This is a genomic window from Metallumcola ferriviriculae (assembly GCF_035573695.1).
In the GTDB taxonomy this organism is placed as follows: domain Bacteria; phylum Bacillota; class JADQBR01; order JADQBR01; family JADQBR01; genus Metallumcola; species Metallumcola ferriviriculae.
Genome location: NZ_CP121694.1, coordinates 1521204 through 1542403, shown reverse-complemented (window position 1 = coordinate 1542403; position 21200 = coordinate 1521204). Strand labels below are relative to the sequence as shown.

At 44.8% G+C, this 21200-nt stretch carries 20 protein-coding genes, 2 tRNA genes and 1 riboswitch; of the genes, 4 read left to right on the top strand and 18 right to left on the bottom strand.

Features of this window, described 5'->3' with window-relative positions:
- Positions 1-2: 2 nt before the first annotated feature.
- The 3 genes from MFMK1_RS07710 to MFMK1_RS07700 form a co-directional block, all read right to left on the bottom strand.
- Positions 3-515: an A24 family peptidase gene (locus MFMK1_RS07710; RefSeq protein ID WP_366924539.1), complete on the bottom strand. Its 513-nt coding sequence runs from the start codon at positions 513-515 to the stop codon at positions 3-5.
- A gap of 53 nt (positions 516-568) precedes the next feature.
- Positions 569-733 (bottom strand): Flp family type IVb pilin, encoded by a 165-nt coding sequence (locus tag MFMK1_RS07705; RefSeq protein WP_366924538.1) that lies wholly within the window; start codon positions 731-733, stop codon positions 569-571.
- An 87-nt stretch (positions 734-820) separates the two neighbouring features.
- Entirely contained in the window at positions 821-2134 is a 1314-nt protein-coding gene (locus MFMK1_RS07700) for an O-antigen ligase family protein (protein WP_366924537.1), read from the bottom strand.
- A 53-nt stretch (positions 2135-2187) separates the two neighbouring features.
- Positions 2188-2272, bottom strand: a riboswitch (cyclic di-GMP riboswitch).
- A 359-nt stretch (positions 2273-2631) separates the two neighbouring features.
- Between MFMK1_RS07700 and MFMK1_RS07695 the strand changes: the two genes are divergently transcribed.
- Positions 2632-2805: a hypothetical protein gene (locus MFMK1_RS07695; protein ID WP_366924536.1), complete on the top strand. Its 174-nt coding sequence runs from the start codon at positions 2632-2634 to the stop codon at positions 2803-2805.
- Between the two features lie 46 nt (positions 2806-2851).
- Here MFMK1_RS07695 and MFMK1_RS07690 read toward each other — a convergent pair.
- The 15 genes from MFMK1_RS07690 to dinB all read right to left on the bottom strand — a co-directional run bounded on the left by MFMK1_RS07690 (position 2852) and on the right by dinB (position 17760).
- Positions 2852-2938 (bottom strand) — tRNA-Leu (locus tag MFMK1_RS07690).
- Positions 2939-3019: 81 nt separating this feature from the next.
- Positions 3020-3880 carry a copper transporter gene (locus MFMK1_RS07685; RefSeq protein WP_366924535.1) on the bottom strand — a complete coding sequence of 287 codons (861 nt, stop codon included), beginning with the start codon at positions 3878-3880 and terminating at the stop codon, positions 3020-3022.
- A gap of 89 nt (positions 3881-3969) precedes the next feature.
- Positions 3970-5421 (bottom strand): ABC transporter substrate-binding protein, encoded by a 1452-nt coding sequence (locus MFMK1_RS07680; protein WP_366924534.1) that lies wholly within the window; start codon positions 5419-5421, stop codon positions 3970-3972.
- 100 nt (positions 5422-5521) lie between these two features.
- Positions 5522-6556, bottom strand: a complete 1035-nt coding sequence (locus MFMK1_RS07675; protein WP_366924533.1) for a nicotinate phosphoribosyltransferase — start codon at positions 6554-6556, stop codon at positions 5522-5524.
- 131 nt (positions 6557-6687) lie between these two features.
- Positions 6688-7257: a lytic transglycosylase domain-containing protein gene (locus MFMK1_RS07670; RefSeq protein WP_366924532.1), complete on the bottom strand. Its 570-nt coding sequence runs from the start codon at positions 7255-7257 to the stop codon at positions 6688-6690.
- A gap of 40 nt (positions 7258-7297) precedes the next feature.
- Entirely contained in the window at positions 7298-7906 is a 609-nt protein-coding gene (coaE, locus tag MFMK1_RS07665; RefSeq protein WP_366924531.1) for a dephospho-CoA kinase, read from the bottom strand.
- Between the two features lie 9 nt (positions 7907-7915).
- Positions 7916-8554, bottom strand: coding sequence for a sporulation membrane protein YtaF (gene ytaF, locus MFMK1_RS07660; RefSeq protein ID WP_366924530.1), 639 nt, complete (start codon positions 8552-8554; stop codon positions 7916-7918).
- Positions 8555-8617: 63 nt separating this feature from the next.
- Positions 8618-9439: a DNA-formamidopyrimidine glycosylase gene (gene mutM, locus MFMK1_RS07655; RefSeq protein ID WP_366924529.1), complete on the bottom strand. Its 822-nt coding sequence runs from the start codon at positions 9437-9439 to the stop codon at positions 8618-8620.
- A gap of 21 nt (positions 9440-9460) precedes the next feature.
- A complete protein-coding gene (polA, locus tag MFMK1_RS07650) occupies positions 9461-12076 on the bottom strand; it encodes a DNA polymerase I (protein WP_366924528.1) in 2616 nt (871 codons plus the stop codon).
- Between the two features lie 30 nt (positions 12077-12106).
- Positions 12107-13270, bottom strand: a complete 1164-nt coding sequence (locus tag MFMK1_RS07645; protein WP_366924527.1) for a CapA family protein — start codon at positions 13268-13270, stop codon at positions 12107-12109.
- 81 nt (positions 13271-13351) lie between these two features.
- Positions 13352-14638 carry a DUF4349 domain-containing protein gene (locus MFMK1_RS07640; protein ID WP_366924526.1) on the bottom strand — a complete coding sequence of 429 codons (1287 nt, stop codon included), beginning with the start codon at positions 14636-14638 and terminating at the stop codon, positions 13352-13354.
- Positions 14639-14652: 14 nt separating this feature from the next.
- Positions 14653-15255 carry a sigma-70 family RNA polymerase sigma factor gene (locus MFMK1_RS07635; protein ID WP_366924525.1) on the bottom strand — a complete coding sequence of 201 codons (603 nt, stop codon included), beginning with the start codon at positions 15253-15255 and terminating at the stop codon, positions 14653-14655.
- 121 nt (positions 15256-15376) lie between these two features.
- Positions 15377-15622, bottom strand: a complete 246-nt coding sequence (locus MFMK1_RS07630; protein ID WP_366924524.1) for a zinc ribbon domain-containing protein — start codon at positions 15620-15622, stop codon at positions 15377-15379.
- A 96-nt stretch (positions 15623-15718) separates the two neighbouring features.
- Positions 15719-16573 (bottom strand): class I SAM-dependent methyltransferase, encoded by an 855-nt coding sequence (locus tag MFMK1_RS07625; protein WP_366924523.1) that lies wholly within the window; start codon positions 16571-16573, stop codon positions 15719-15721.
- Positions 16574-16587: 14 nt separating this feature from the next.
- On the bottom strand, positions 16588-17760 hold the full coding sequence (gene dinB, locus MFMK1_RS07620; RefSeq protein WP_366924522.1) for a DNA polymerase IV: 1173 nt from the start codon (positions 17758-17760) through the stop codon (positions 16588-16590).
- A gap of 326 nt (positions 17761-18086) precedes the next feature.
- Between dinB and MFMK1_RS07615 the strand changes: the two genes are divergently transcribed.
- From MFMK1_RS07615 to MFMK1_RS07605, 3 genes are all read left to right on the top strand, one after another.
- A complete protein-coding gene (locus MFMK1_RS07615; protein ID WP_366924521.1) occupies positions 18087-18758 on the top strand; it encodes a TerC family protein in 672 nt (223 codons plus the stop codon).
- A 203-nt stretch (positions 18759-18961) separates the two neighbouring features.
- Entirely contained in the window at positions 18962-20965 is a 2004-nt protein-coding gene (locus tag MFMK1_RS07610) for a diguanylate cyclase (RefSeq protein WP_366924520.1), read from the top strand.
- Positions 20966-21090: 125 nt separating this feature from the next.
- Positions 21091-21177: transfer RNA gene (locus MFMK1_RS07605), tRNA-Leu, on the top strand.
- Positions 21178-21200: the final 23 nt, after the last annotated feature.

Genomic DNA, 21200 nt, shown 5'->3' with positions numbered 1-21200 from the left:
AATCACCTCAAAGCATATGTAGCTAACGTACCTACTAGAATGGCCACGGCATAAGGAAGATAAAGCCCTGATGGTGCAAAAACCAAACCCTTTGTCCCTGACCCATTCTTAATTCCTAAAATATATGAAGTAGTAGTAAAGGTTATGTTACTTATAACCACCCTCAACTGACCTTTAATCAGGGAATAACTCAAGGCCATCACCCCTCCCGCTAAAGCGCTGTAAAGAAATGCCCAAATAACAAAATCCACACCATTGATAGCGCCAACTGCTGCAAGGAGTTTAACATCGCCACCGCCGATAACACCCATAATAAAGGGAATAAGCAGCGGTCCTATTCCAAGTGCCGCTCCAAAGATACTTTCCCTTAATCCTAACCAGCTGTTTAAATATGAATTAAGAATAATTCCAAAAACAATTGCTGGTAAGGTTACTTTATTGGGGATGCGGTGTTCTTTTATGTCCCAAAAAGTACATGTTAATACTATAAGTAAAGTAACTAATACTTGGTACATAATAACCTCCGTTTATTGGTAAAAAGGGCCCTTTCGGGCCCTCTGCCCTCAAACTATGACAGTTCACTTGTGACGTCTTCGAACTTCTCTTTGATTGTCGTGCCCAAAGGTCCTAAAGCAGCCATTACAACAATGGCAATTAAGGCAATTATCAAAGCATATTCCACCATACCCTGACCGGACTCCTCATTTATCAAACGCTTAAGTAAATTGCTCACCTACACTCCTCCTTTCTCAAATAGTTTTTAGATACCGCCAATACATTCGAATTTAACTTTTCTATATAAAACCAATATATGGCAGTACTAACAATTTAATTTTTTTCCTATAGCAGGCCGGGCTACGTTGTTCATCTCAAACCACTTGCCTTTGGCCGGTACACTTTCTTGCAAAGATGCAGTCTGAGCCTCTTTGGCCAATTGCATTACCAATGCCGATCCCACCCATACCCCAAACACCCCTCTAGATAAATGAAATAAGATATTAGTATTTGCCTGGATGATTACAGCACCCGCCCCGCAGATGAAACCGACGATTAATGCATCTCCCCTAGACCCCAACTTATACCACAACATAAAGCTCTGTTTTGCCACAGCGACCAGTAAACCCATAAAAAGAGCAAACCCGATTATACCTGTCTCTGCAAGAATTTTTAAAAAAGAACTATGCGGATTTCGTGCTGGTCTTCCTCTATCCAGGTACGGATATTTAGCCAAATATATGTCATGCAGATTGTAGTAATTTCCTATGCCCACACCGTCCATCGGGTTATCTCTAAACATTTGCAGTGCAGTCAACCACAGCTGAATACGGTATTGCCCATTGGCAGTTTCATGTTCTTTCAATATGCTTAAAGCCCTATCCCCGACTGCCATTCCATTGGTCACGAAAATATCTCGATTTCCTACAGGTGTAAAAAGCCATGTGTAAGCCATTATATAAATGATAAGAAATATCAATAATTTTTTATCTTTCATTACAGCCATAACTACCAAGGATATTATAGCTGCTATCCAACCCCCGCGAGTATAAGTGACCACCAGCGCGGTACTTACTACAGTAGCGAGAATTCCCCAAAAGAATCTCTGATCAACTCTCTTTCCATACTTAAAGCCGATTAGAATTGGCAGGTAAAAAATTAGATATCCGGCTAAGTGATTGGCATTGTGTAAGGTAAAATAGGTGCGCTGATGCAGAACGTAGTGCTGCCAAATACTCATAACTGCAATTAATGCCGCTCCATAACATGCCGTTCTGAATATTCTTATAACTTCATCTTCTTTTAAGTCGGCATGACTGACTATGTAAAAGACCAAGCCTGAATTTAGCAACCAGAGGAAATCCCTCATTGAATCCGGTAGGTTTACGGTTTTTAATAGACTGATTGCCCCCCAAATTATCAAAGCAAAGAAGACGATGTCCACCTTAGTAGGCTTTAAATCCAACTTCCTCTGGGTAAGTCTTAATAAAAAGCCGATACCGAGCAGTAAAGTAGCTAAATCAGTAATGGTTATCGTAATTGAACCCAAAGAGAATTCCGGATATAGCAGCGGTACCAGTACCACAGTTAAACCTAAAAATACTAAAAGTAATTCATCTAAGGCCCTAGCATTCTTCATCTTAACGCCTCCACGCTTACCAAATAAAAAAAGCCACTAATCTAAATTTCGCTTTAGATAGTGGCCGGTTGCATCACTCACTCCTGGCTACCTAGATGCCCAACTTATCGGCAGCCGATCATTGTTTCCACAAACTTTATCTGTTTTTACAAATGTTAACAGATGTTTGTGGGGTCGTCCGTAAAAGTTTGTCGGTGATGAAAACTTATTAACGACTTGCTAATGATATTTCTGACAAATAACATGGAAATTTTTTACTGCTTTTTGCCTCAAATTGACGTTTCCCTTGGAAATGTGTTCCCAATATATGTAAAGCATTGTCGTATCATTGTTGAACTTTTAGGCATTCGACAAAATAAATTTACTAATTGCCCCCTAAAATTAGTAAATTAACACGAACTTATTTATGTAGCTTATTTTTTGGTTATCGCCCAACACTTACCAATATTTAACCTTGTCTATTGGGGAAAACTTATGGTTGAAGGGTGGGATAAACCATGGATAGTCGAGAAATTAAGCTTAAGCGAGATCATCCGGAAAAACCGAAAGAATTCTTCACCTTTGATCTTGGTGAAAAGATGGAAAATAGGATCGTTCTGCCCGAAGAAAAAATTTCCCCTTGGGAGGTTCTAACAGAAGAAGTCACCTGGGATCCCGGGGTGAGTGATTAAACTAAATCCAAAATAAACCTCGCAGTGAAAACTGCGAGGTTTATTTTGGTGCAGGAGGCGGGACTTGAACCCGCACGCCCAATTGGACACATGCCCCTCAAACATGCCTGTCTGCCGATTCCAGCACTCCTGCATATTCTTTTTAAAGCTTAGTGAGTCACCTACATATTATAACCAAACTATTCAATCCTTGTCAACAACCATAAAAAGGCAGTCAGTCAAACTCCGGCAGCAGTGCTTTAGCGGTAGGCTTAATACCATAATGCCCGGGCCTTCCCTCTAACAAAAAGGTCAAGGCAGTTTGGCCAATGACCAAGTCAATATTATCCACAGTACTAATACCTTCCAGTTGGTAATATGGCATATAGGAAAATCCTACTTGGCTGTATTCCGTACCCACCACTATCTTTTCCTGTTCCTTAAATCCCCGAATGAGCGGAATATCGAAGTTCTTTACCCAGTCAGGGTTTTCCGTCTCTGAACCCCCTACCACTAACACAATATCCGGTTTGGTATCATTGTGTGGAGTGTGAATTTCAAAAATGCCTCGACTCTGCCATGCCTGCAGCGGGTCATTTACCTTGCCCGAAATTGCAAATTCCACCAGCTGTTTCGCCAGAATCTTGGCTTCAGAAAAGCTGATATCCGCCTTTGTCACAGCAGTGTCCTCTTCTTCACCATCGCCCTTTTCCATCGGCAGCGGCACTGTTATTACCGGACTAATTTCTAACCCAGACAATGATAAATCCGCTGCCAAGTCAGAAACTTTACCGCTGCCAGTGACAATTAATGCCGCCTGAATACCCTGCAGCCGCCCACTGACCAGCAGCGGGTAAATATCGTGGGCAAATTTACTATAATTATCGGTAGTCGCTTTAAATACAGCCATTTCCTGCCTGGATGTACGATTTTGCTCCCTTAAGGCGGCAAAATCAATCTCCAAACTGTCAATCATCTGTTTTTGCTGCTGGACCAGCATTTGATCGCTAACCATAGTAGTGCCCACCAGAATACCCAATGCTAAAGCTAAGAATACAGCAACTAGTGTCGTGATATGATAACGAAAATCAATCATGCCCAGCCTCCCGCATAAAACGCTATAATAAATGAGTCATAACCTTAATAGTAAATAACTCCCACTTATTATAACTCTTAGACGCATACTTATTCACCGTCGGCAGGGTGGTATGATGCTAGGTCTAAGTACCCCCAATCAGATAAAGGAACATCTATCTTTCTAACATATAAAGCTTGACGCAGCGCCAGCAGTGGTATCAATTTGCTTTGGGCAGCAAAATTGCGACTCAATAATTCAATGTGCTCGCGGGAGTTTTCGCTAACACCCCGTGGAAGCGTTCCCTTTTCTAAATTATGCCTTTGCCACAGCTCAAGAACTGCGTTAGGGTGTTGATAGGGCTCAGTCCAGATGATTAATCTCAAGTCCGCCACTTTATCCTGCTCTACCGGCTCCACCAAAATCCCTTTATCCTCAAGTTGGGCGAGAGTCTGCTGTCTTATGCTTATGCTTAATTGCCGAGACTCACTCCAAGTCAGATCGGCCAACCCTGCCTCCAGCAGTGCCGCTGCTCCTTGGGGATAAACCACATCAGATACACTGACACCGCCACCGGTTTTTGGCAAATAACGGTACATCGGTAGATGTAAGCCCTTAAGTGCCCGGGATACCTCACGTCTATCTATTAATCCGGCCAGGGATTGACGCATGGCAGGTTCCTTGAAAACTACCGGGTTAAAGGATAAAAATATGCCGCTGCTAAGTTTGTTTATTTTTAGTAAACTATCCATATTCATCTCATGCCCTATAGTTAAAAGACCTTGGTCAAGCCCTTGAACCATGTCAACCCTGCGACTTTGCATATCGGTCAAAGCATCCTCAGGAAGATAATTAAACCATATCTCCCAGCGCTCCACTGCCGGCAAATCGCCCTGATATTTTTTATTAGCTGCCAGAGTGATCCATTGGCCGTCAGCCCACTCCTGCACAAAATACGGTCCCGTCCCCGCTTCCAGTCTAGTAGGCTCGAAATATGTTCCCGCCTGAAATCCCGGGTTTTCCAATTTACCGGCGGAAAGCACTGAAGCCCGCGGCCCGGCTAAGGCTGCCAGCATTTCTTCCTTGCTGCGGCGCCATGTTAGCAATAAGGTATAGTTGTCCTCCACCTTGACCACATCTATGGGGGAAAGCCACGGTTCCTGGTATGATGTTAACCAGCGCTCAAGAGATGCTCTTACCACTTCCGCATCAAGTGGAGTCCCGTCCTGGAAAGCAATTCCTGATTTAATTGTAAATATTAACCCGGTGCCATCTTCATTATCAGTAAACTTTTCCGCTAATAGTGGTTGATACCTTCGGGTACTCTCATCAAATTCGACTAGACCTTGATATATCGCTTGAGCAATTTGAAATTCCATGGGTGAATTAATCTTCAGCGGGTCCAAACTGCCTATTTCTTCAGTGGACGCTATCTTTACCTCAGTCAATACTGCTTGTTTTTCCGATTGTGGTTGTGGCGATTTGGGCGGTTCCGCAGGGCGGGTACAGCCCACCGTCAACAGCAGCACTGTCAGCATAATAATCCAACTATTAATACGCACTGTTATCTCTCCCGAATTTCAGATATAAATTTAAAAAAATACGCCGCTCACCTGCGCTGCACTGGACTTTTCAATAAAAAAGGAGAAGCCGGTGCTTCCCCTACAGCAGTTTTTCCAACCGTTGGTTTTCCGCAATGCCTGGGATACGCCCCCGTTTGGCAATGGGTTTGCCGCCAACTTCCTTAATATCCATAGTCATGTCTATAGGAGGTGCCGCTGATATAAAGCTGCCTACGCCAAAAGCATCAGCACCGGCAGCACTTAGCAGTTGGATTCTATCTGGAACCAATCCGCCGGAAACAAATATCTTTACTTTGTTAAACCCTGCAGCATCCAACCGCAGCCGCACCTCATTAACCAGTCCGGTGGTTACGCCACCCCTCTCGCTGGGAGTATCCAGACGAATCCCCTCTAGCCTCTCACCCAATGCATCAGCTACTCGCAAGGACTCCTCCACCTCATCCTTAAAAGTATCTACTAATACCAATCGTAAAGCCTGCGGAGGCATCAGTTCATCGTATGCCTGGGCCACTTTGACCGTATCCCCCACCAATAAGAAAACCGCGTGGGGCACTGTTCCAGCCGGCTCTCTACCCAGCAATTTAGCCCCAAGAATACAGCTGGCGCCATCTGCACCGCCAAGCATGGCCGCTCGCTCCATCACTGGTGCTACTGCCGGATGTACGTGTCTTGCGCCAAAACAAAAAATAGGCTTGTCCCCGGCTGCCTGCTTGGCTTCTCTAGCCCGGGTAGCCCAACCGCTGGAGCTGGCCAGCATCCCAAGAAGTACCGTCTCATAAAAACCAAAGTTGTTATACGGGCCACGAATTCGCATAACCACCTCGTTAGGAGAAAAGCTTTGGCCTTCTTTTAATGACCACACTTCCACACCGGTGCTTTCTAAGAGCCGTTTCACCTCTTCAACGCCTACCAGCACGCCCGATTTACGAGCAAATATCTCTGCTGTCACGGGTGTATTTCCTAAATCCAGATGCTCTAAAATCTCCCTGGTCTTTATAAAATATATATCAGTGGTCATCCCACCGGTTATTTCGTCATGCTGCGCCGAAAAAAACCTACTATTGGGGTCTACTTTTAGTTCATTAACCTGCTTTAAATTCTCCAGTGGTTTCAATTCTCCTTCACTCCCTGCCAATGTCAAAAAATCAATACTATATTCGTTATGATTTCCGAAATACCTTTTTTTATTGACAAATTCCAAGCCCTTAAGCCATATTTAGGGCTGCGTCAGGCTTCTATCCGCAATCAATTATAAATATGACGGTAGATTTGATAGTCCCGCCAGACTCTATCCACAAACGTACGCGTCTCCGGAAAAGGGATGTCTGCCGTGCTCTCCAATCGACCGTCCCAAGTACCTTCATCCAACCAACGGGCAACCCGCCCCCTCCCGCCGTTATATGCCGCAAGGACGGCAGCAAAGTTCCCCTGAAACTCTACCAATAAATTAGCCAAATACCAACAACCAAGCTGAATGTTATAATCCGGTTGATATAACAGCTCATCGTTATATTCAATATTCATTTGGCCGGCAACCCAGCGAGCCGTCTCCGGCATCAGCTGCATCAATCCCCGGGCACCTCTTTTAGATAACGCTTTAGAATAATAGCGGCTCTCTACCCGCATAACTGCCGCAATAAAATAAGGGTCCAAATCAAATTGTCTGCTGTAACGGAAAATATCCTCACGATAAGGCAGCGGGTAAAACAGCTTGCCTAATTCCTTCCATTGCCCGGTAAGTAAAAAGGCAGAAAAAAGGAGCATCAAAACTATCACTATAATTACAAATTTGTTCCAAGTACTCAGGCCAAACATTATATCACTCCAGCAACAGCTTCGTTTAGTGCTAGTATATTTATTTTTTTAGATCACCATTACATATCTTTCGCCATAATTGATCTACCTGACTGATTGTTTCCTCCCTGGAGCCGCTGTTATCTATGATTACATCGGCGTATTTCACTCTTTCTTTTTGACTCAACTGCGCTGCCATCCTCTGCTTCACATGTTCCCTTGATGTCCTATCCCTTTTTGACACCCGGTTGAGACGCTGATCTTCATCAGCAGTTACTACCCATACTTGGTCTACCCGGCGATGCATACCCGCTTCAATTAAAAGTGGCGCATCGTTTACTATTACCCCAGCAGGGTTGTCCAATAAAAAGGCTTCCGCCAAATTGTCTGTGGTTTTCCGCACCTGCGGATGTATGATTGCCTCTAAGTCCTCACGCGCTGCCGGGTCAGTAAATACCACCTCCGCCAGCGCCTTGCGGTCAATGGCACCGTCTGAGTTTAGTACTCCCCTACCAAATCGCTCCACAATTTGATAATAAGCACGCCGCCCCGGTTCCACTACTTGGCGGGCAATAACATCCGCATCAAGTATGTATGCGCCTAGTTGACCTAGGCGCCAAGACACTAGGCTTTTGCCGGCTCCAATACCGCCGGTCAGCCCGATTATCATAAAATCACCTCAAATCTTTGCAATGCCAATTAAAATCAAAATTAATCCGGGAAGCACACTGACAAATCTGCCTGACAATCTCTTAGAACTGGCGTTCTTACCAAGATTAACCCCGGCAGATACCAATAAAAATTTACAAACAGCTACCAATACAGGAGTCAGCCATATCCGAAATCCTGCGACTGCCGCTCCGAAACCGGCACCTAGGGCATCCATGGCCAAAGCAAATCCCAATACCATGGCTTCCCATGAATTGATGGTGCCGGACCGGTCAAAGTCCGCTTTCGCCGGTTGGCGCAATACTTCAATGACAATACCCAACCGGGATAAATTTAACCTAAAGACTTTATATGGCTGAGTATCGCTAATTTTTTTGTTTCCCGGCGCCGCCAAAGCCTGGAATATTAGATATAAGCCGACTAATACAATAACTCCGGCGCCAAACCTTTCACCAAAAGCGGGATTAAAAAGATTGCGTACCAAACCACCAAAAAACATGGACAAAGTAATTGCAGCAGCTGAAGATAAACAAATAATCAACAGTGAAAACAATGGGATTTTAATCTTACGCATGCCGTAAGCAAAACCCACCCCAAAACCATCCATGCTTACCGCCAAAGCAAATATCAGTGCAGAAAGAAACACCATCAAGCCCCCTTCACATTACGGTTAATAACCAATATATGAAGGAGCCCTTCAGCCGTGCGTGTACTATTTCTGGCAATCAGGGCAAAAAACTGTCCCCCTACCTCCCAAGCGAAACTTCACTAACTTTGTACCACAAAGAGAGCATGACTCGCCACCGCGTCCGTAAACATTGAGGGTATGCTGATTTTTGCCCTTCGCGCCGGCACCGTCTACATAATCGCGAAAAGTAGTACCTCGGTTTTCAATACCCTTTTGGAGCACCTCTTTTATCGCTTGAAAAAGCTTAGCGGCTTCCTCCTCGGTTAATGATGAGCCGCCGCGAGACGGATGTATTCCGGCCAAAAACAAAGCCTCATCTACATAAATATTACCCAGCCCGGCCACTACCGTCTGGTCAAGCAGCAAATTCTTTACCGCCCTGCTGCTCCCTTGTAAACGCTGATAAAAGTCAGCCATAATAAAATCATCTTCTAACGGCTCGGGGCCCATCGTTTTTAGACCATTTATTTCATCCAGCCGGTCATCAGAAAGTAGATACATACTGCCAAAGGTACGCATGTCAATAAAGTTCAACCAGTTACCATCATCTAATTCAAAGGTGAGCCGCAAGTGCTTGTGCTCGCTTTTTATCTCTGAATAAACCAGCTGGCCGGTCATACGCAGGTGCACTACCCAGGTATAGTCCCCTGCCAAGCGAATTAGCAGATATTTACCCCGGCGGTCCACAGTCTCCACCGTGCGGCCGGCGAGCAGTCTGGTAAAGCTCTCCGCATCCGGTTTTTTAATTATTCGCGGTAAATAGATATACGCCTGTTTAATGCTTCGCCCCAACAATCGGGGCTCAAGGGAACGTCTGACAGTTTCCACTTCCGGCAGTTCCGGCATGATGTCACTCCTTATTAAATTCTATGCATTTGATTCACGTAAATCTAACGGCTCCAATTGATACCAATCCGACCCGCTTTTTAAATCCACCACCAAAGGCACATTCAACTCAAATGCCTGCTCCATAAATTGCTTCACTTCTTGGGCTGTTGATATCAACTGCTCCTTTTCTACCTCTAGTATTAACTCATCGTGTACCTGCAGCAGCATTTCCACACCGTCAACTCCGGATAAGTGCCGATCCACCGTAAGCATGGCCAATTTAATAATATCCGCGGCGCTGCCTTGGATGGGTGTATTCATCGCCGTTCGTTCACCAAATTTCCGTACGTTGAAATTTGAACTGAGCAAGTCCGGTAGATAGCGGCGGCGGTTAAGCAATGTCGTCACAAACCCTTCTTCCCTAGCCCGGACAATTACCCGGTCAATCCACTCTTTAACCCCATGATAACGTGCAAAATAACGCTCGATATAATCCTTGGCTTTTTTACGACTGATACCTAAGTCCTGAGCTAAACCAAAATCACTGATTCCATAGACAATACCAAAGTTGACCGCCTTGGCGCTACGGCGCATTTCCCGGGTAACTGCGTCAATGGATACATCGAAAACTTCAGCAGCAGTCCGTGTATGAATGTCCTCGCCGTTGTGAAAGGCCTGCATTAAGGTATTATCCCCAGAAATATGGGCTAACACCCGCAACTCAATCTGTGAATAGTCCGCAGCTAGTAGAACCCTGTCCGATGAAGACGGTACAAATGCCTGCCGAATTTTCCGACCAATTTCCAGACGTACCGGGATATTCTGTAAGTTTGGTTCCGTGCTGCTCAATCTGCCGGTAGAGGTAATTGTCTGGTTGAATGTGGTATGTATTTTGCCGCTTTTGGGATTTATTAACGGCTTTAAACCTTCAATATAGGTGGAACGAAGTTTCACAATGGTCCGATATTCAAGAATCTTTGCGACTATATCGTGCTTCGGAGCCAATTCCTCCAACACCTGAGCACTGGTTGAATAGCCGGTCTTAGTTTTCTTTAGTGGCGGAAGCCCTAAATCCTGAAACAATAATACGCCCAACTGTTTCGGGGAATTAATGTTAAATTCCTTTCCCGCCAGTTGATAAATTTCTGTAGTAAGTCTATCAATATCCTTATGCAGCGCTTTACCCATTTCCTCAAGCTTTTGGCCGTCCACTTTAATGCCGGTCTGTTCCATACTTGCTAGGACTTTTGCCAGGGGTAACTCGACCTCCAGGTACAGTTTATCTAGGCCATCGTTTTCAAGCTTTTCCCGCAACAGCGGCTCCATCCTGGCAATAGCCCCTGCCCGATAGCCCCAACCTTCTGGTCCCTCTTCGATCAGGGCTAGGTCCAAATGCTCTACTGCCAATTGGGACAGTTCATGACTGCTGAGAGAAGGGTTAAGCAAGTAACCCGCTAATAAGGTATCGCCCACAACATTGGCCGCTAATCCCACTGTGCGAAAGACGAGCTTGGCATCATGGGTAATAACGCTGACTTTTTGAATCAGTTCAGCTAATTCTTTCCCACTTCCATCACTCTCATCATTAAAAGAAAGTGCTAGCATATCGTGTCCGTCAGATACACCTAGACCCATTATTTGAGAATTATCACCAGCATCATGCTCTATGTATAAAGCTAAGGGTTTTGCGCTGTCGAAAGAGTTGAGTAATTCTTTAAAATGCCGCTGGTCTTTAGCTACGGTAACAGTACCCAGTTGCTGTGGTTTACCTTCTTTTCTATCACTCTTTTCCATCCGTGCCAATATCTCTTTCACTAAGCTGGCAAATTCCAATTCCTTAAATAATTTTAATACTCTTGGATAATCTGGCGCGCCGACGCAGCAGCCTTCGAGGTCCATCTCCAGCGGTACCTGACAGTCTATCGTAGCCAACTCTTTGCTTAGCACGGCCTGCTCTTGATATTCCGTCAAACGCTCCTTCAGCTTTTTCCCGGAAACCTGGTCAATATTTGCCAGGACCTCCTCCAATGAGCCAAACTGGTTGATCAGTTTTAGCGCTGTCTTTTCACCTACACCGGGCACCCCCGGAATATTATCTGACTGGTCACCCATCAAGCCCTTGACATCTATCAATTGATAGGGTTCTAAACCATATTTTTCCTGTACCGTAGCAATTCCGTAGCAATCAAGTTCAGAAATACCTCTTTTGGTAAGGAGTATCTCAGTATTCTTTGAAGCCAACTGCAGAGCGTCACGGTCACCGGTGACAATTAAAGTGCGGAAACCTTCTTTCTCAGCAGCGCAGGCCAAGGAGCCAATCAAATCGTCTGCTTCATAATTATCCAGTTCAAACATAGTCACCCCAAGTGACGCCAAAACTTCTTTTACCAAAGCAAACTGCGGCCTTAGCTCAGAGGGCGTGGCCTTTCTAGTACCTTTATAATCTTCAAATTTATCATGGCGAAAAGTTATCTTCCCCTTATCGAAACAAACAGCGACATAATCTGCCTGCTGCTCAGCCAAAACCTTTAAAAACATCTTGGTAAAACCATATACAGCGTTGGTATACTGCCCGCTTTTATTTTGAAGCGGCGGCAGCGCATAAAATGCCCTATGTATTAAACTGTTGCCGTCAATGACCAAAAACCTTTTCATCTTAATATCCCCCTTGGTTACTGCTGAAACCTATATCTTCATACCCGAGTCTTCCTGTAAGGACAGTACCGGCATGTCAAACTGCCACTCAAAGTCTAATCCCAAGTCTTTCGAAAGTGAGGCGGTAAGCTTATTAACCCTCGCTGCATCTTCCCCCGCTGCTATCCTAGGTTGGGACTGAGGAATAACCACAGGGCTAACGGTAGCATTCTCCACTCCCATAGGCGTCAGGGTCACTTCCAGCAGCAGCCCTTCGGTTGTCTGTTGGGAAAAATTCTGATCAAAGATAAAGTTCCCCAAGCTATAAGCAATTAATCCATTGCCGTATCGTTCCAACCCCTGCAAGGTGTGAGGATGATGTCCAATAATTAAGTCCACTCCTGCATCAATCAAACGGTGGCCAAAGTCGCGTTGGCTGTCCATGGGACTGTATTGATATTCAGTGCCCCAGTGTAGTGATACTACTACTATATCCACATTCGGAGCCAGCTTTTCAACATCTTCTAGTATCTCCGCTTCATACCGGGGCCCCGCAGGCGCGATGCCCGGCGTATCCTCAGATGCCATCAGCATCCTAGGATAGTTAAAGCTCCAAATGATATCCGCCATCTCGCTATAAGCTAGAAATCCGATACTAAGACCGTTTTTTTCAATTATGACCGGTTTTCTCGCATGATCAATATCCACTCCACCGCCAACCGCTTTGATACCCCTTTGGTCTAGAATATCCAGCGTATCTAAAAAGACCTTACTATCATAATCGAGGGCATGGTTATTGGCGATACTGACCGCATCGAAGCCTGAAAGCACCAGCGCTTCCACCCTTTCCGGCTTGGCCCGAAACCATATCCCCTTTTGCGGCAAAGGAGTGCCCCCTGTACCAATAGGTGATTCCAAGTTGCCAAAAGTCACATCTGCTGCGGCAAGACGCTGAGCTATAGCGTCCACGGGATAGTGATTACCCTTTTCCTCCATCAAACGGCCAACTTTACGCGCCAGCATTATATCACCCACAGCAGCCAGAGAAACCCGAGGGCTACCTGCTTCCATATTAAACACCGGAGCTGCTTCTTCAGATACCCGACCCCAGGTGGTGCTATTAAAGGCAAGCATTACCAAACCGGCCGCAAGCACCCCAGCCAACACACCCGCTATCATGGATAATAGTACGCCCGCACCTCTGCTTTTACCCACCGAAGTCATCCTCTCCGCCCCAAAATCGCCCTATATATAAAAATTCGGTGTGCAGGCTTTTATTTCCTGCACACCGTTACCTTACTCCGATTTACTTTGTCTCCTGAAGCGAACTATCGCCGCCACAAACAATATCAACGCCGCCAGCAATATTAAGATGGGCAGCAGCGCCCCTACCCCAATCAGCGTCTCACCTAATCCTCTGATAAGACGGTTAGTGGAAAGAACAAATGCCTGCATGGTCCGAGACCAGACACCGCCCATTCCCGTGGTACTAATAGTATTTTTGGGTACGTCTTCCGTTCTTAAACTTACGTTAATTGTAGCGAGATCTGCCATTTGGGACAGATTTTTTAACTGGCTGTCTAAAGATTCTATTTCCTGACGCACGCGACTCAGTTCACGCCTTACCTGCATGATATCTTCAATCTTGCTTGCTTTATCAAGTACCTCGAGCAGGCTTTCTTCTTCTTCCCGCATTACCTTTAACCGCGCCTGAGTATCGTAATACTGTCGGGTGACATCATCGCCATTAAAAGACGTATCTCTAACTTCACCTAATTTTTTAATGTCATCTAGCATTTGGTTAAAGCTATCTTGGGGTACTCGCAATGTTAGATTGGCAAAATATCTGTCTTCCGTTTGTTTCTGCATATTAGCCGACTCAACATAACCGCCAAACTTTTCCACAGACTGGCGCAGACTTTGTTCCGCCCCTGGCACATCCTTTACTTCAAGTGTAAAGCTTGCCCGGCGAACAACCTTACGCTCTACACGTTGCTCATATTTAACCGCAGCGGGTGGCAGCGCTTCCTCTTTGGCAATCCCCGCCGCACTACCGGCTATTTTCATATCCTGACTTTCCAGCTGACCCTGGTCTCTGGCTATCTCCGGCTGGTCAAATTCAGCATCATCGGCATACTCCATGGGAGCAGCAGATTTATTTTGTTCATCAAATCCCATTTCCGGGGCGACTGACTGCTCTTGTTTAGCCGTATCGGCACTCCTACCCATGGGTTGCAGCCAAAAACTAATACCAAAAACACCAATGAACACGAAAAACAAAGCGGCTGCTGCAGATAACGGAAGCCAAGGAGAACGTATCACTCTACGCATCAAGGAGGGACTCTGATTCTTTACTTGCTGTTTTTCCGCCTGCAGACGCTCCCGCAGCTGCTGCTTGAATTCAGCCGGCGGTTCAATTTCTGCCATTGAACGCAGCATAGTAACTGTATCCTTTAAATCCGCCAATTCCTGACGACATTGCTCACATTCTTCCAAATGTGCTTCTAACAGTTCAACATCGGCTGGATTTAATGCCTGGTCGAGGTAAGCCGAAAGCATTTCTTGGAATTTTTCGCATGCCATTGTCCTCCCTCCTTTCACTTGGTTAGACGCTTTCCTTCAGTCATTTGTTCCCGGTCAGAGACTATTTTATCCTTAAGCGCTTTCCGCGCCCTGTTCAAGCGAGATTTCACCGTTCCCAACGAGCAATCCAGCTTAATGGCTATTTCCTCATAACTCAGTTCTTGGATTTCCCGCATTACTATCACCATTCGGTACTCAGGAGTAAGCTTTTGAATTAGGCCGTTGAGATATTCCTGCAGTTCCCGTTCCTCATAAAGCTTTTCCGGTACCCCGGACCAATCAGCGGTTTGCTTTGGTACCTCACCTTCGTCAAAAACCAGCGGTTCATCCAGCGATACCTCGTGCCGGCGGCTCCTTTTACGTAATTCATCCCGACAAACATTGGCGGTTATGTGATAAAGCCAGGTTTTAAAGGACGCTTCACCGCGAAACTTACTGATAGACCTAAAGGCCTTCAACATTGCCTCTTGGGCCAGATCACTGGCATCCTCATGATTACCCATAAACCTATAAGCAATAGTATATATCTTTTTTTCGTACTGATTAATCAACTCTTGAAAAGCATCCACATCACCGGCTCTGCTTCTCTCAAGCAGCCGATCATTGGTCAAACTCACTTCAAGGCCCCCTTTCATGACAGCCCTCATGGTATTAGACGACAGTATAATAATTTTGTTCCAAGTACTATTAAAAAAATAAGTCCACCAAAGCGTGGACTAACTTGCTGCTAAGGATAAATTATCCACCAAAGAGAACATCGAAAATATCTGTCGCATCCATACCACTTTTACCCTCTAAAGTGCGCAGGTTATAAACTTCACTAAAACCACAGCTTGTACAGGACACAAATAAATATTTGTTCATTTGAATGTCAAACATTTTAGAAAGACCTGTACCGGTCATGGCCAACTTTTTCGTATGTGCCCCCAAATTGCCACATTTGCTACATTTAAATTCTTCCTGGAACCGCTGCTCCAAGCTCATAGCAAAAAACCACCCTTCGGTTAATCTTCACCTATCAGTTTAACATGTCTTAATGGTCACATGCTATAGTTTAATGGGTTGTTACAGTTAAATTATTTAAACATCCCAGCAAAGGTAACCTATGGTAAACCGGCGTTCCTCCCGATAGCGTCCGTCCATCGTTTTCTCCCTGACATAATCAGCTATTTTCCCTTCCATTGCTTTAGTCATATTAAGATAAGGGTAAAAGTGGGTTTTATATACTTCAATAATTTCCTCGGGACCCAAGTAACGCACTATCACCTTTTCCTCAGTATCCAACATAGGGCGATAGCCCCAGGAATATAACAAATGAAAGATATAAAAGATATCAGGGCAAACAGGCCGCATCTCGCTGCCCAGCAGACGTCCCCATAATTCTTGTCTGCCGGTATCTTCTCTACTTAAGTGTCCGACGAGCAGACAACTGCCTCGACTGGCATCTATCATTTTCTTTAGGGTAGCGACCTCACTGATCCCCGGTGACATTGTAGCCATCACAACATCAAATCCCTGCTCCCATCCTTTAGCCGCTAAATCTACCTTTTCCCAATACAATTGTCCGGTATCGATATTATCTAGACCCTCAGCATCAGCCCGCTCTCTTAGTAAACGCAGCATCTCCCCTGAAGGGTCAAGAGCCATTACTTGTCCTAGTTTATGCGCTAACGGAATGACATAATTACCGGTGCCGGAACCAATATCCAATAAATGCATATCCTTACTAGCCCTGCCCCGAGCCGCCAAAATCTCTGCTAACTTTTTCGCCCGCTCCTCGATTTCATCAGTCTTTCCCAATTTAGCAAAGCCTTTGGCACGCTGATCCCAGTAATGTCCGTCAGTATGCACCTCATCCCGCAGAGCATTCAGCGCATCCTTTTTCCCTTCCTGCCATGCTTCAAGCCAAAAGTCAGCACTTTTAAAAGTTATCATCGTTACCCCTCCACCTAGTCGTTATCTTTATCCACACCCCGAGCCCGAGTTATCAACGGGCGCCCATACTTTTTTCGCAGCATATCAGAAGTGCGGGCCAAAACGTCATGTTTTTGCCGATTCTCACCGAATAAATCCAGCTGTTCCTCATTTTCACTGCTTAACCTTGACACTGATATCCCGAGCAACCGAACCGCTCGCCGGGAATGCAGTTCATTAAATAAGCTCCTGGCAGTCTCGAAAACTTCATGTTCAAGATTGGTCATTCGGTCCAAAGTAGCCTGCTTGGTATGGGTCTCGAAATCTTCATATCGAATTTTGACCGTCACACAATAGCCCCGTAAATCCTCTGCCCGCAGCCTATAGCAGACATCTTCCACCAGCTGCATCAAGACGCTAAGCAAAATTTCTCTGCTGCTAACGTCCCGGGGAAAAGTGGTCTCCCTGCCTACCGATTTGGCCTCATGATCAGGTATCACCTGCCTTTGGTCAATACCACGGCTAAGTAGAGAAATATGCTCCCCCAACACGCCAAACTGCCTGCGTAAATCTACTGGGTCAGCTTTAGCTATGTTGCCAATAGTGTTATGACCAGCGGCATTTAACTTTAAAGCCATCTTAGCCCCCACACCCCAAAGCCGTGTCACCGGTAGAGGATGTACTATTCTTTCTAAGTTCCCCTTATTAACCATTAAAAAACCATCAGGCTTGTTAAGGTCTGAGGCCAGCTTGGCAAGGTACTTATTATAAGAAATGCCAATGGATGCAGTTAAATCCAACTCCCGCTTGATGCGTTCCTTAATTAGCTGACCTATTTTTTCCGCCGGCCCAAATAACCGCACCGATCCGGTCACATCCAAAAACGCCTCATCAAGGGCAATCGTCTCAACTAAAGGTGTGTATTCGCCAAAAAGCTGAAAAATCTCCTTTGAGACCGACTTATACTTTTTCATATTTACCGGCAGATAAAAGCCGCGAGGACAGCGCCGATACGCCTCTTTAAGCGGCATAGCCGAGTGCACGCCACACTTTCTTGCCTCATAGGATGCTGTAGACACCACGCCACGCTTGGTAGGGTCCGCGCCACCTATAATCACCGGCTTACCCATTAATTTCGGGTCATCCCGCTGTTCCACTGCCGCATAAAAGGCATCCATATCCACATGAATGATATACAGCCCACTCATAGAGCCACCACCCAAACAAATGTTCACTTGAATTATATCAAAACATTTCCAAAAGGACAAAGTAACCGTAACTCCATTATATCCTTTGAGAATAGGGACTTCGATTTCGCCGACAGCTTTCGACATAAGTTGACATTTGCTCCTAATAGGAGTAGAATTATATAGCTAAAGGGGAGTAGCCATATCGCTATGAGGTCGTCAAAACGGTAGCAGCCCGGCCTCATGGGCTCAAAAATAGAGCTGGCAAGACCTTTGCGTTTACCACGCAAAGGTCTTTTTTTTGATTTCCCCCAAATTAACCATTTAACAGGAAGGAGTCGATAGCAATGCACTTATCTACATTACTTGGTCCTATTTTTTCAATTATCCTTATTAACCTGGTACTTTCAGGTGATAACGCTGCTGTCATTGGTTTGGCCATTAAAGACCTTTCTGAGGACAATCGTAAAAAAGCTGCAATTATTGGTGCCGGCGGCGCAGTGCTGCTAAGGGTCATTCTCACTGTGATAGCCGGGGTATTGATTACCATTCCCTACCTGGAATTTATCGGCGGAGTCATCCTAATTGGGATTACATGGAGCTTAATTTCCGGCAATAATGACGAAGCTAACGTAAAATCAGATACCACCATGTGGGGGGCAATCACCACAATTATTATTGCCGATTTAACCATGTCCTTTGATAATGTCATGGGAATTGCCGGCGCAGCTAACGGAAATACCCTTTTATTAATCTTAGGTCTGCTGATTAGCATACCTATCGTAGTATTCGGCAGCAACCTGCTGGCAAAAGTCATGAACCGTTATCCGGTAATTATCTATATCGGTGGTGCCATTCTGGCGCACACATCTATCGATATGATATTAAAAGATCACGGTTTGGATTTGACCCACTATCTTAACCATACCACAACAATGGCAGTTTCCTGGGGTATTGCCCTGGTAGTACTGCTTTGGGGCTGGATGCAGGTAAGACAGGCCTCAGGTGAAGAGAGCTAGTATTCTAGGTGATGCGAAATGAGCTATTCTAGCTCATTTCGCATCAACCATTAATATAGTTCGCGGTATACTTCTAAAATATGGCGGAACTTTTGGCTAAACCAGTGGACAATAGCCCCCCCTTCGAGAGAGGATTTTTATACATACTGGGCGAAACATTTATTATATTGGTAGAATTTACGAGCAGATAGGAGCAAATCCAAATGCCGGTAAATCCATGCTACAGCACCGATACTAAATGTATTGTTCCCGACTTGATTAGTCATTTAAATCAAGGAATTATTATTATTGATGAAAAACAGCGCATTTGTCACGTGAACCAATGGCTCTGCCAATTTGTCGGTTATGAGCAATCCGAGCTTCTCAGTATGAGTCGCACTGAATTTATAAAAATAATTACTACTTTCTCGAAAGAAGTCTATAACGAATTGGATAATATTTTTAAGGATTTAATGGAAGTCGGAAAATCATTTAAACGTTCCGCTGTATTTGTTCATAAAAACGGTTCCTCGCTGCCGGTATTGTTATCCGCAAATGGACTTACTGACAGCAAGGGACGAGTTCAGGCAGTATTATATATGATTGATGATGCCCAAGAACATGTCTTGTCGGAAATCACAAAAAATCTGCATCTTCATTTACATTTAAAAGAGGTGCTGGACAAAACTATCGAGCTGGTAGTAAATTATTTGGGTCTATCATCGGGAGCCATATTTCTTTATGAAGAAAGCAATGAGCTTCTTCGCCTGGTGGCATGTAATGTTTTTACGAAACAACAATTAGAGAAGCTTCGGATACCGCTGGGTGAAGGAGCCCCAGGGAAAATAGCCTCCATGCGAAAACCTATGTATATAGAAAACCTACAAACTAACCCCAATATTGACCCCTATGCACGTAAAATTCACCTCAACAAGTCAAGCATCGGCTATCCCATGATTGTAAAGGATCACTTGGTAGGGGTCATTGCCTTTGATGCTCAGACAGTACGTAAGTTTTCACTGAAAGAAAAAAAACTTTTCTCAGAAATTGCTGATTTGGTGGGTGCTGCAATTTACAATGCCCAAATGTTTGAGTATATGGAAAAACTCTCTTATATTGATGATTTAACGGGACTATTCAACCACCGCTACTTTCAACAAGAATTGTCCGATACGATAGCTTCAGCATATAACATAAACAAACCCGTAAGCTTATTAATGATAGACATCGACCACTTCAAAAGGTTTAATGACACTTTCGGTCATATGGCCGGGGATAGATTATTAAAAGAATTGGCGGGTCTATTCCGACTTATCTTGGGAGCAGAAAAATTCATAGCCCGATACGGCGGCGAGGAATTTGCTGTGGTACTACCCGGTGCAACTTATCGGGAAGCTTTAAAAACCGCTGAAAAAATAAGAGAAACTGTGCATAGGCATCCCTTCGAATTTAGAGGAAAGCAAGCTGGTAATCCTTTAACCATTTCCATAGGAGTTGCCAGTTTTCCAGAGCATTGTGAAAGTAAAAATGAGTTGATAAGCTGTGCTGATCTGGCCCTATATACCGCAAAACGAGGAGGCAGAAACCGGGCAGAAGGATACTTCAGCATTATCGATGAACTTTATTCCAAAACTGAAGCAGCGGAACATGATACTCTTAAACAAATAAGAAAACTGTTGATGAAAATTAACAATAAGGACGATTACACCTTTCATCATTCCGAACGGGTATCTATTCACGCCACCATCATAGCTGAAGCCATGGGGCTAAATAAATATCAATGCAATATCGTTAGATACGGTGCTTATCTCCACGATATCGGAAAAATCAAAATTCCCCGAAACTTATTGGTTAAAAACGGCCCTTTGACCCAAGACGAATTTAAAGCCATCCGGGAACACACCAAACATGGCTACGAATTGGTCAAACCCATTAAGACGATAAAGGAATGTCTACCTATTATCTTATATCATCACGAAAGATATGACGGTCATGGCTACCCATCCGGCCTTAAAGGTGAGGAAATCCCACTATTTGCAAGGATAGTTGCTGCTGCAGACAGTTACGATGCAATGACTTCCCAGCGGCCTTACCAATCGCAAAAATCCTTCGATGAAGCAATTATGGAATTAACCGTCTGCGCCGGGAATCAATTTGATCCGGAAGTTGTGAAAACATTTGTTGCTTTGTTGAGGACAAAACAGTTATCGGGAATGGATAACCGCTGAGTAATATCAATTATTGGAACTCCTTCCAATAAAATTCGACTAGTTAATCTTAATTATACTTGCAAATCGGCAGCAGAAATTGTACAATATAACTTGCCTGGTTTACGGCAACAAAAGAATATCGTGCCGAAGTGGTGGAACTGGCAGACGCGCTGGATTCAAAATCCAGTGAGGTAACACTCGTGTGGGTTCGACTCCCACCTTCGGCACCAAAAACCTTAAGGTTATGCAGACC

What these genes read in the sequence shown, in the direction of transcription:
- MFMK1_RS07710 (WP_366924539.1), bottom strand. Translation starts at nt 515, where the DNA reads ATGTACCAAGTATTAGTTACTTTACTTATAGTATTAACATGTACTTTT.
- MFMK1_RS07700 (WP_366924537.1), bottom strand. Translation starts at nt 2,134, where the DNA reads ATGAAGAATGCTAGGGCCTTAGATGAATTACTTTTAGTATTTTTAGGT.
- MFMK1_RS07695 (WP_366924536.1), top strand. Translation starts at nt 2,632, where the DNA reads ATGGATAGTCGAGAAATTAAGCTTAAGCGAGATCATCCGGAAAAACCG.
- MFMK1_RS07685 (WP_366924535.1), bottom strand. Translation starts at nt 3,880, where the DNA reads ATGATTGATTTTCGTTATCATATCACGACACTAGTTGCTGTATTCTTA.
- MFMK1_RS07670 (WP_366924532.1), bottom strand. Translation starts at nt 7,257, where the DNA reads ATGTTTGGCCTGAGTACTTGGAACAAATTTGTAATTATAGTGATAGTT.
- coaE (WP_366924531.1), bottom strand. Translation starts at nt 7,906, where the DNA reads ATGATAATCGGGCTGACCGGCGGTATTGGAGCCGGCAAAAGCCTAGTG.
- ytaF (WP_366924530.1), bottom strand. Translation starts at nt 8,554, where the DNA reads ATGGTGTTTCTTTCTGCACTGATATTTGCTTTGGCGGTAAGCATGGAT.
- mutM (WP_366924529.1), bottom strand. Translation starts at nt 9,439, where the DNA reads ATGCCGGAACTGCCGGAAGTGGAAACTGTCAGACGTTCCCTTGAGCCC.
- polA (WP_366924528.1), bottom strand. Translation starts at nt 12,076, where the DNA reads ATGAAAAGGTTTTTGGTCATTGACGGCAACAGTTTAATACATAGGGCA.
- MFMK1_RS07640 (WP_366924526.1), bottom strand. Translation starts at nt 14,638, where the DNA reads ATGGCATGCGAAAAATTCCAAGAAATGCTTTCGGCTTACCTCGACCAG.
- MFMK1_RS07630 (WP_366924524.1), bottom strand. Translation starts at nt 15,622, where the DNA reads ATGAGCTTGGAGCAGCGGTTCCAGGAAGAATTTAAATGTAGCAAATGT.
- MFMK1_RS07625 (WP_366924523.1), bottom strand. Translation starts at nt 16,573, where the DNA reads ATGATAACTTTTAAAAGTGCTGACTTTTGGCTTGAAGCATGGCAGGAA.
- dinB (WP_366924522.1), bottom strand. Translation starts at nt 17,760, where the DNA reads ATGAGTGGGCTGTATATCATTCATGTGGATATGGATGCCTTTTATGCG.
- MFMK1_RS07615 (WP_366924521.1), top strand. Translation starts at nt 18,087, where the DNA reads ATGCACTTATCTACATTACTTGGTCCTATTTTTTCAATTATCCTTATT.
- MFMK1_RS07610 (WP_366924520.1), top strand. Translation starts at nt 18,962, where the DNA reads ATGCCGGTAAATCCATGCTACAGCACCGATACTAAATGTATTGTTCCC.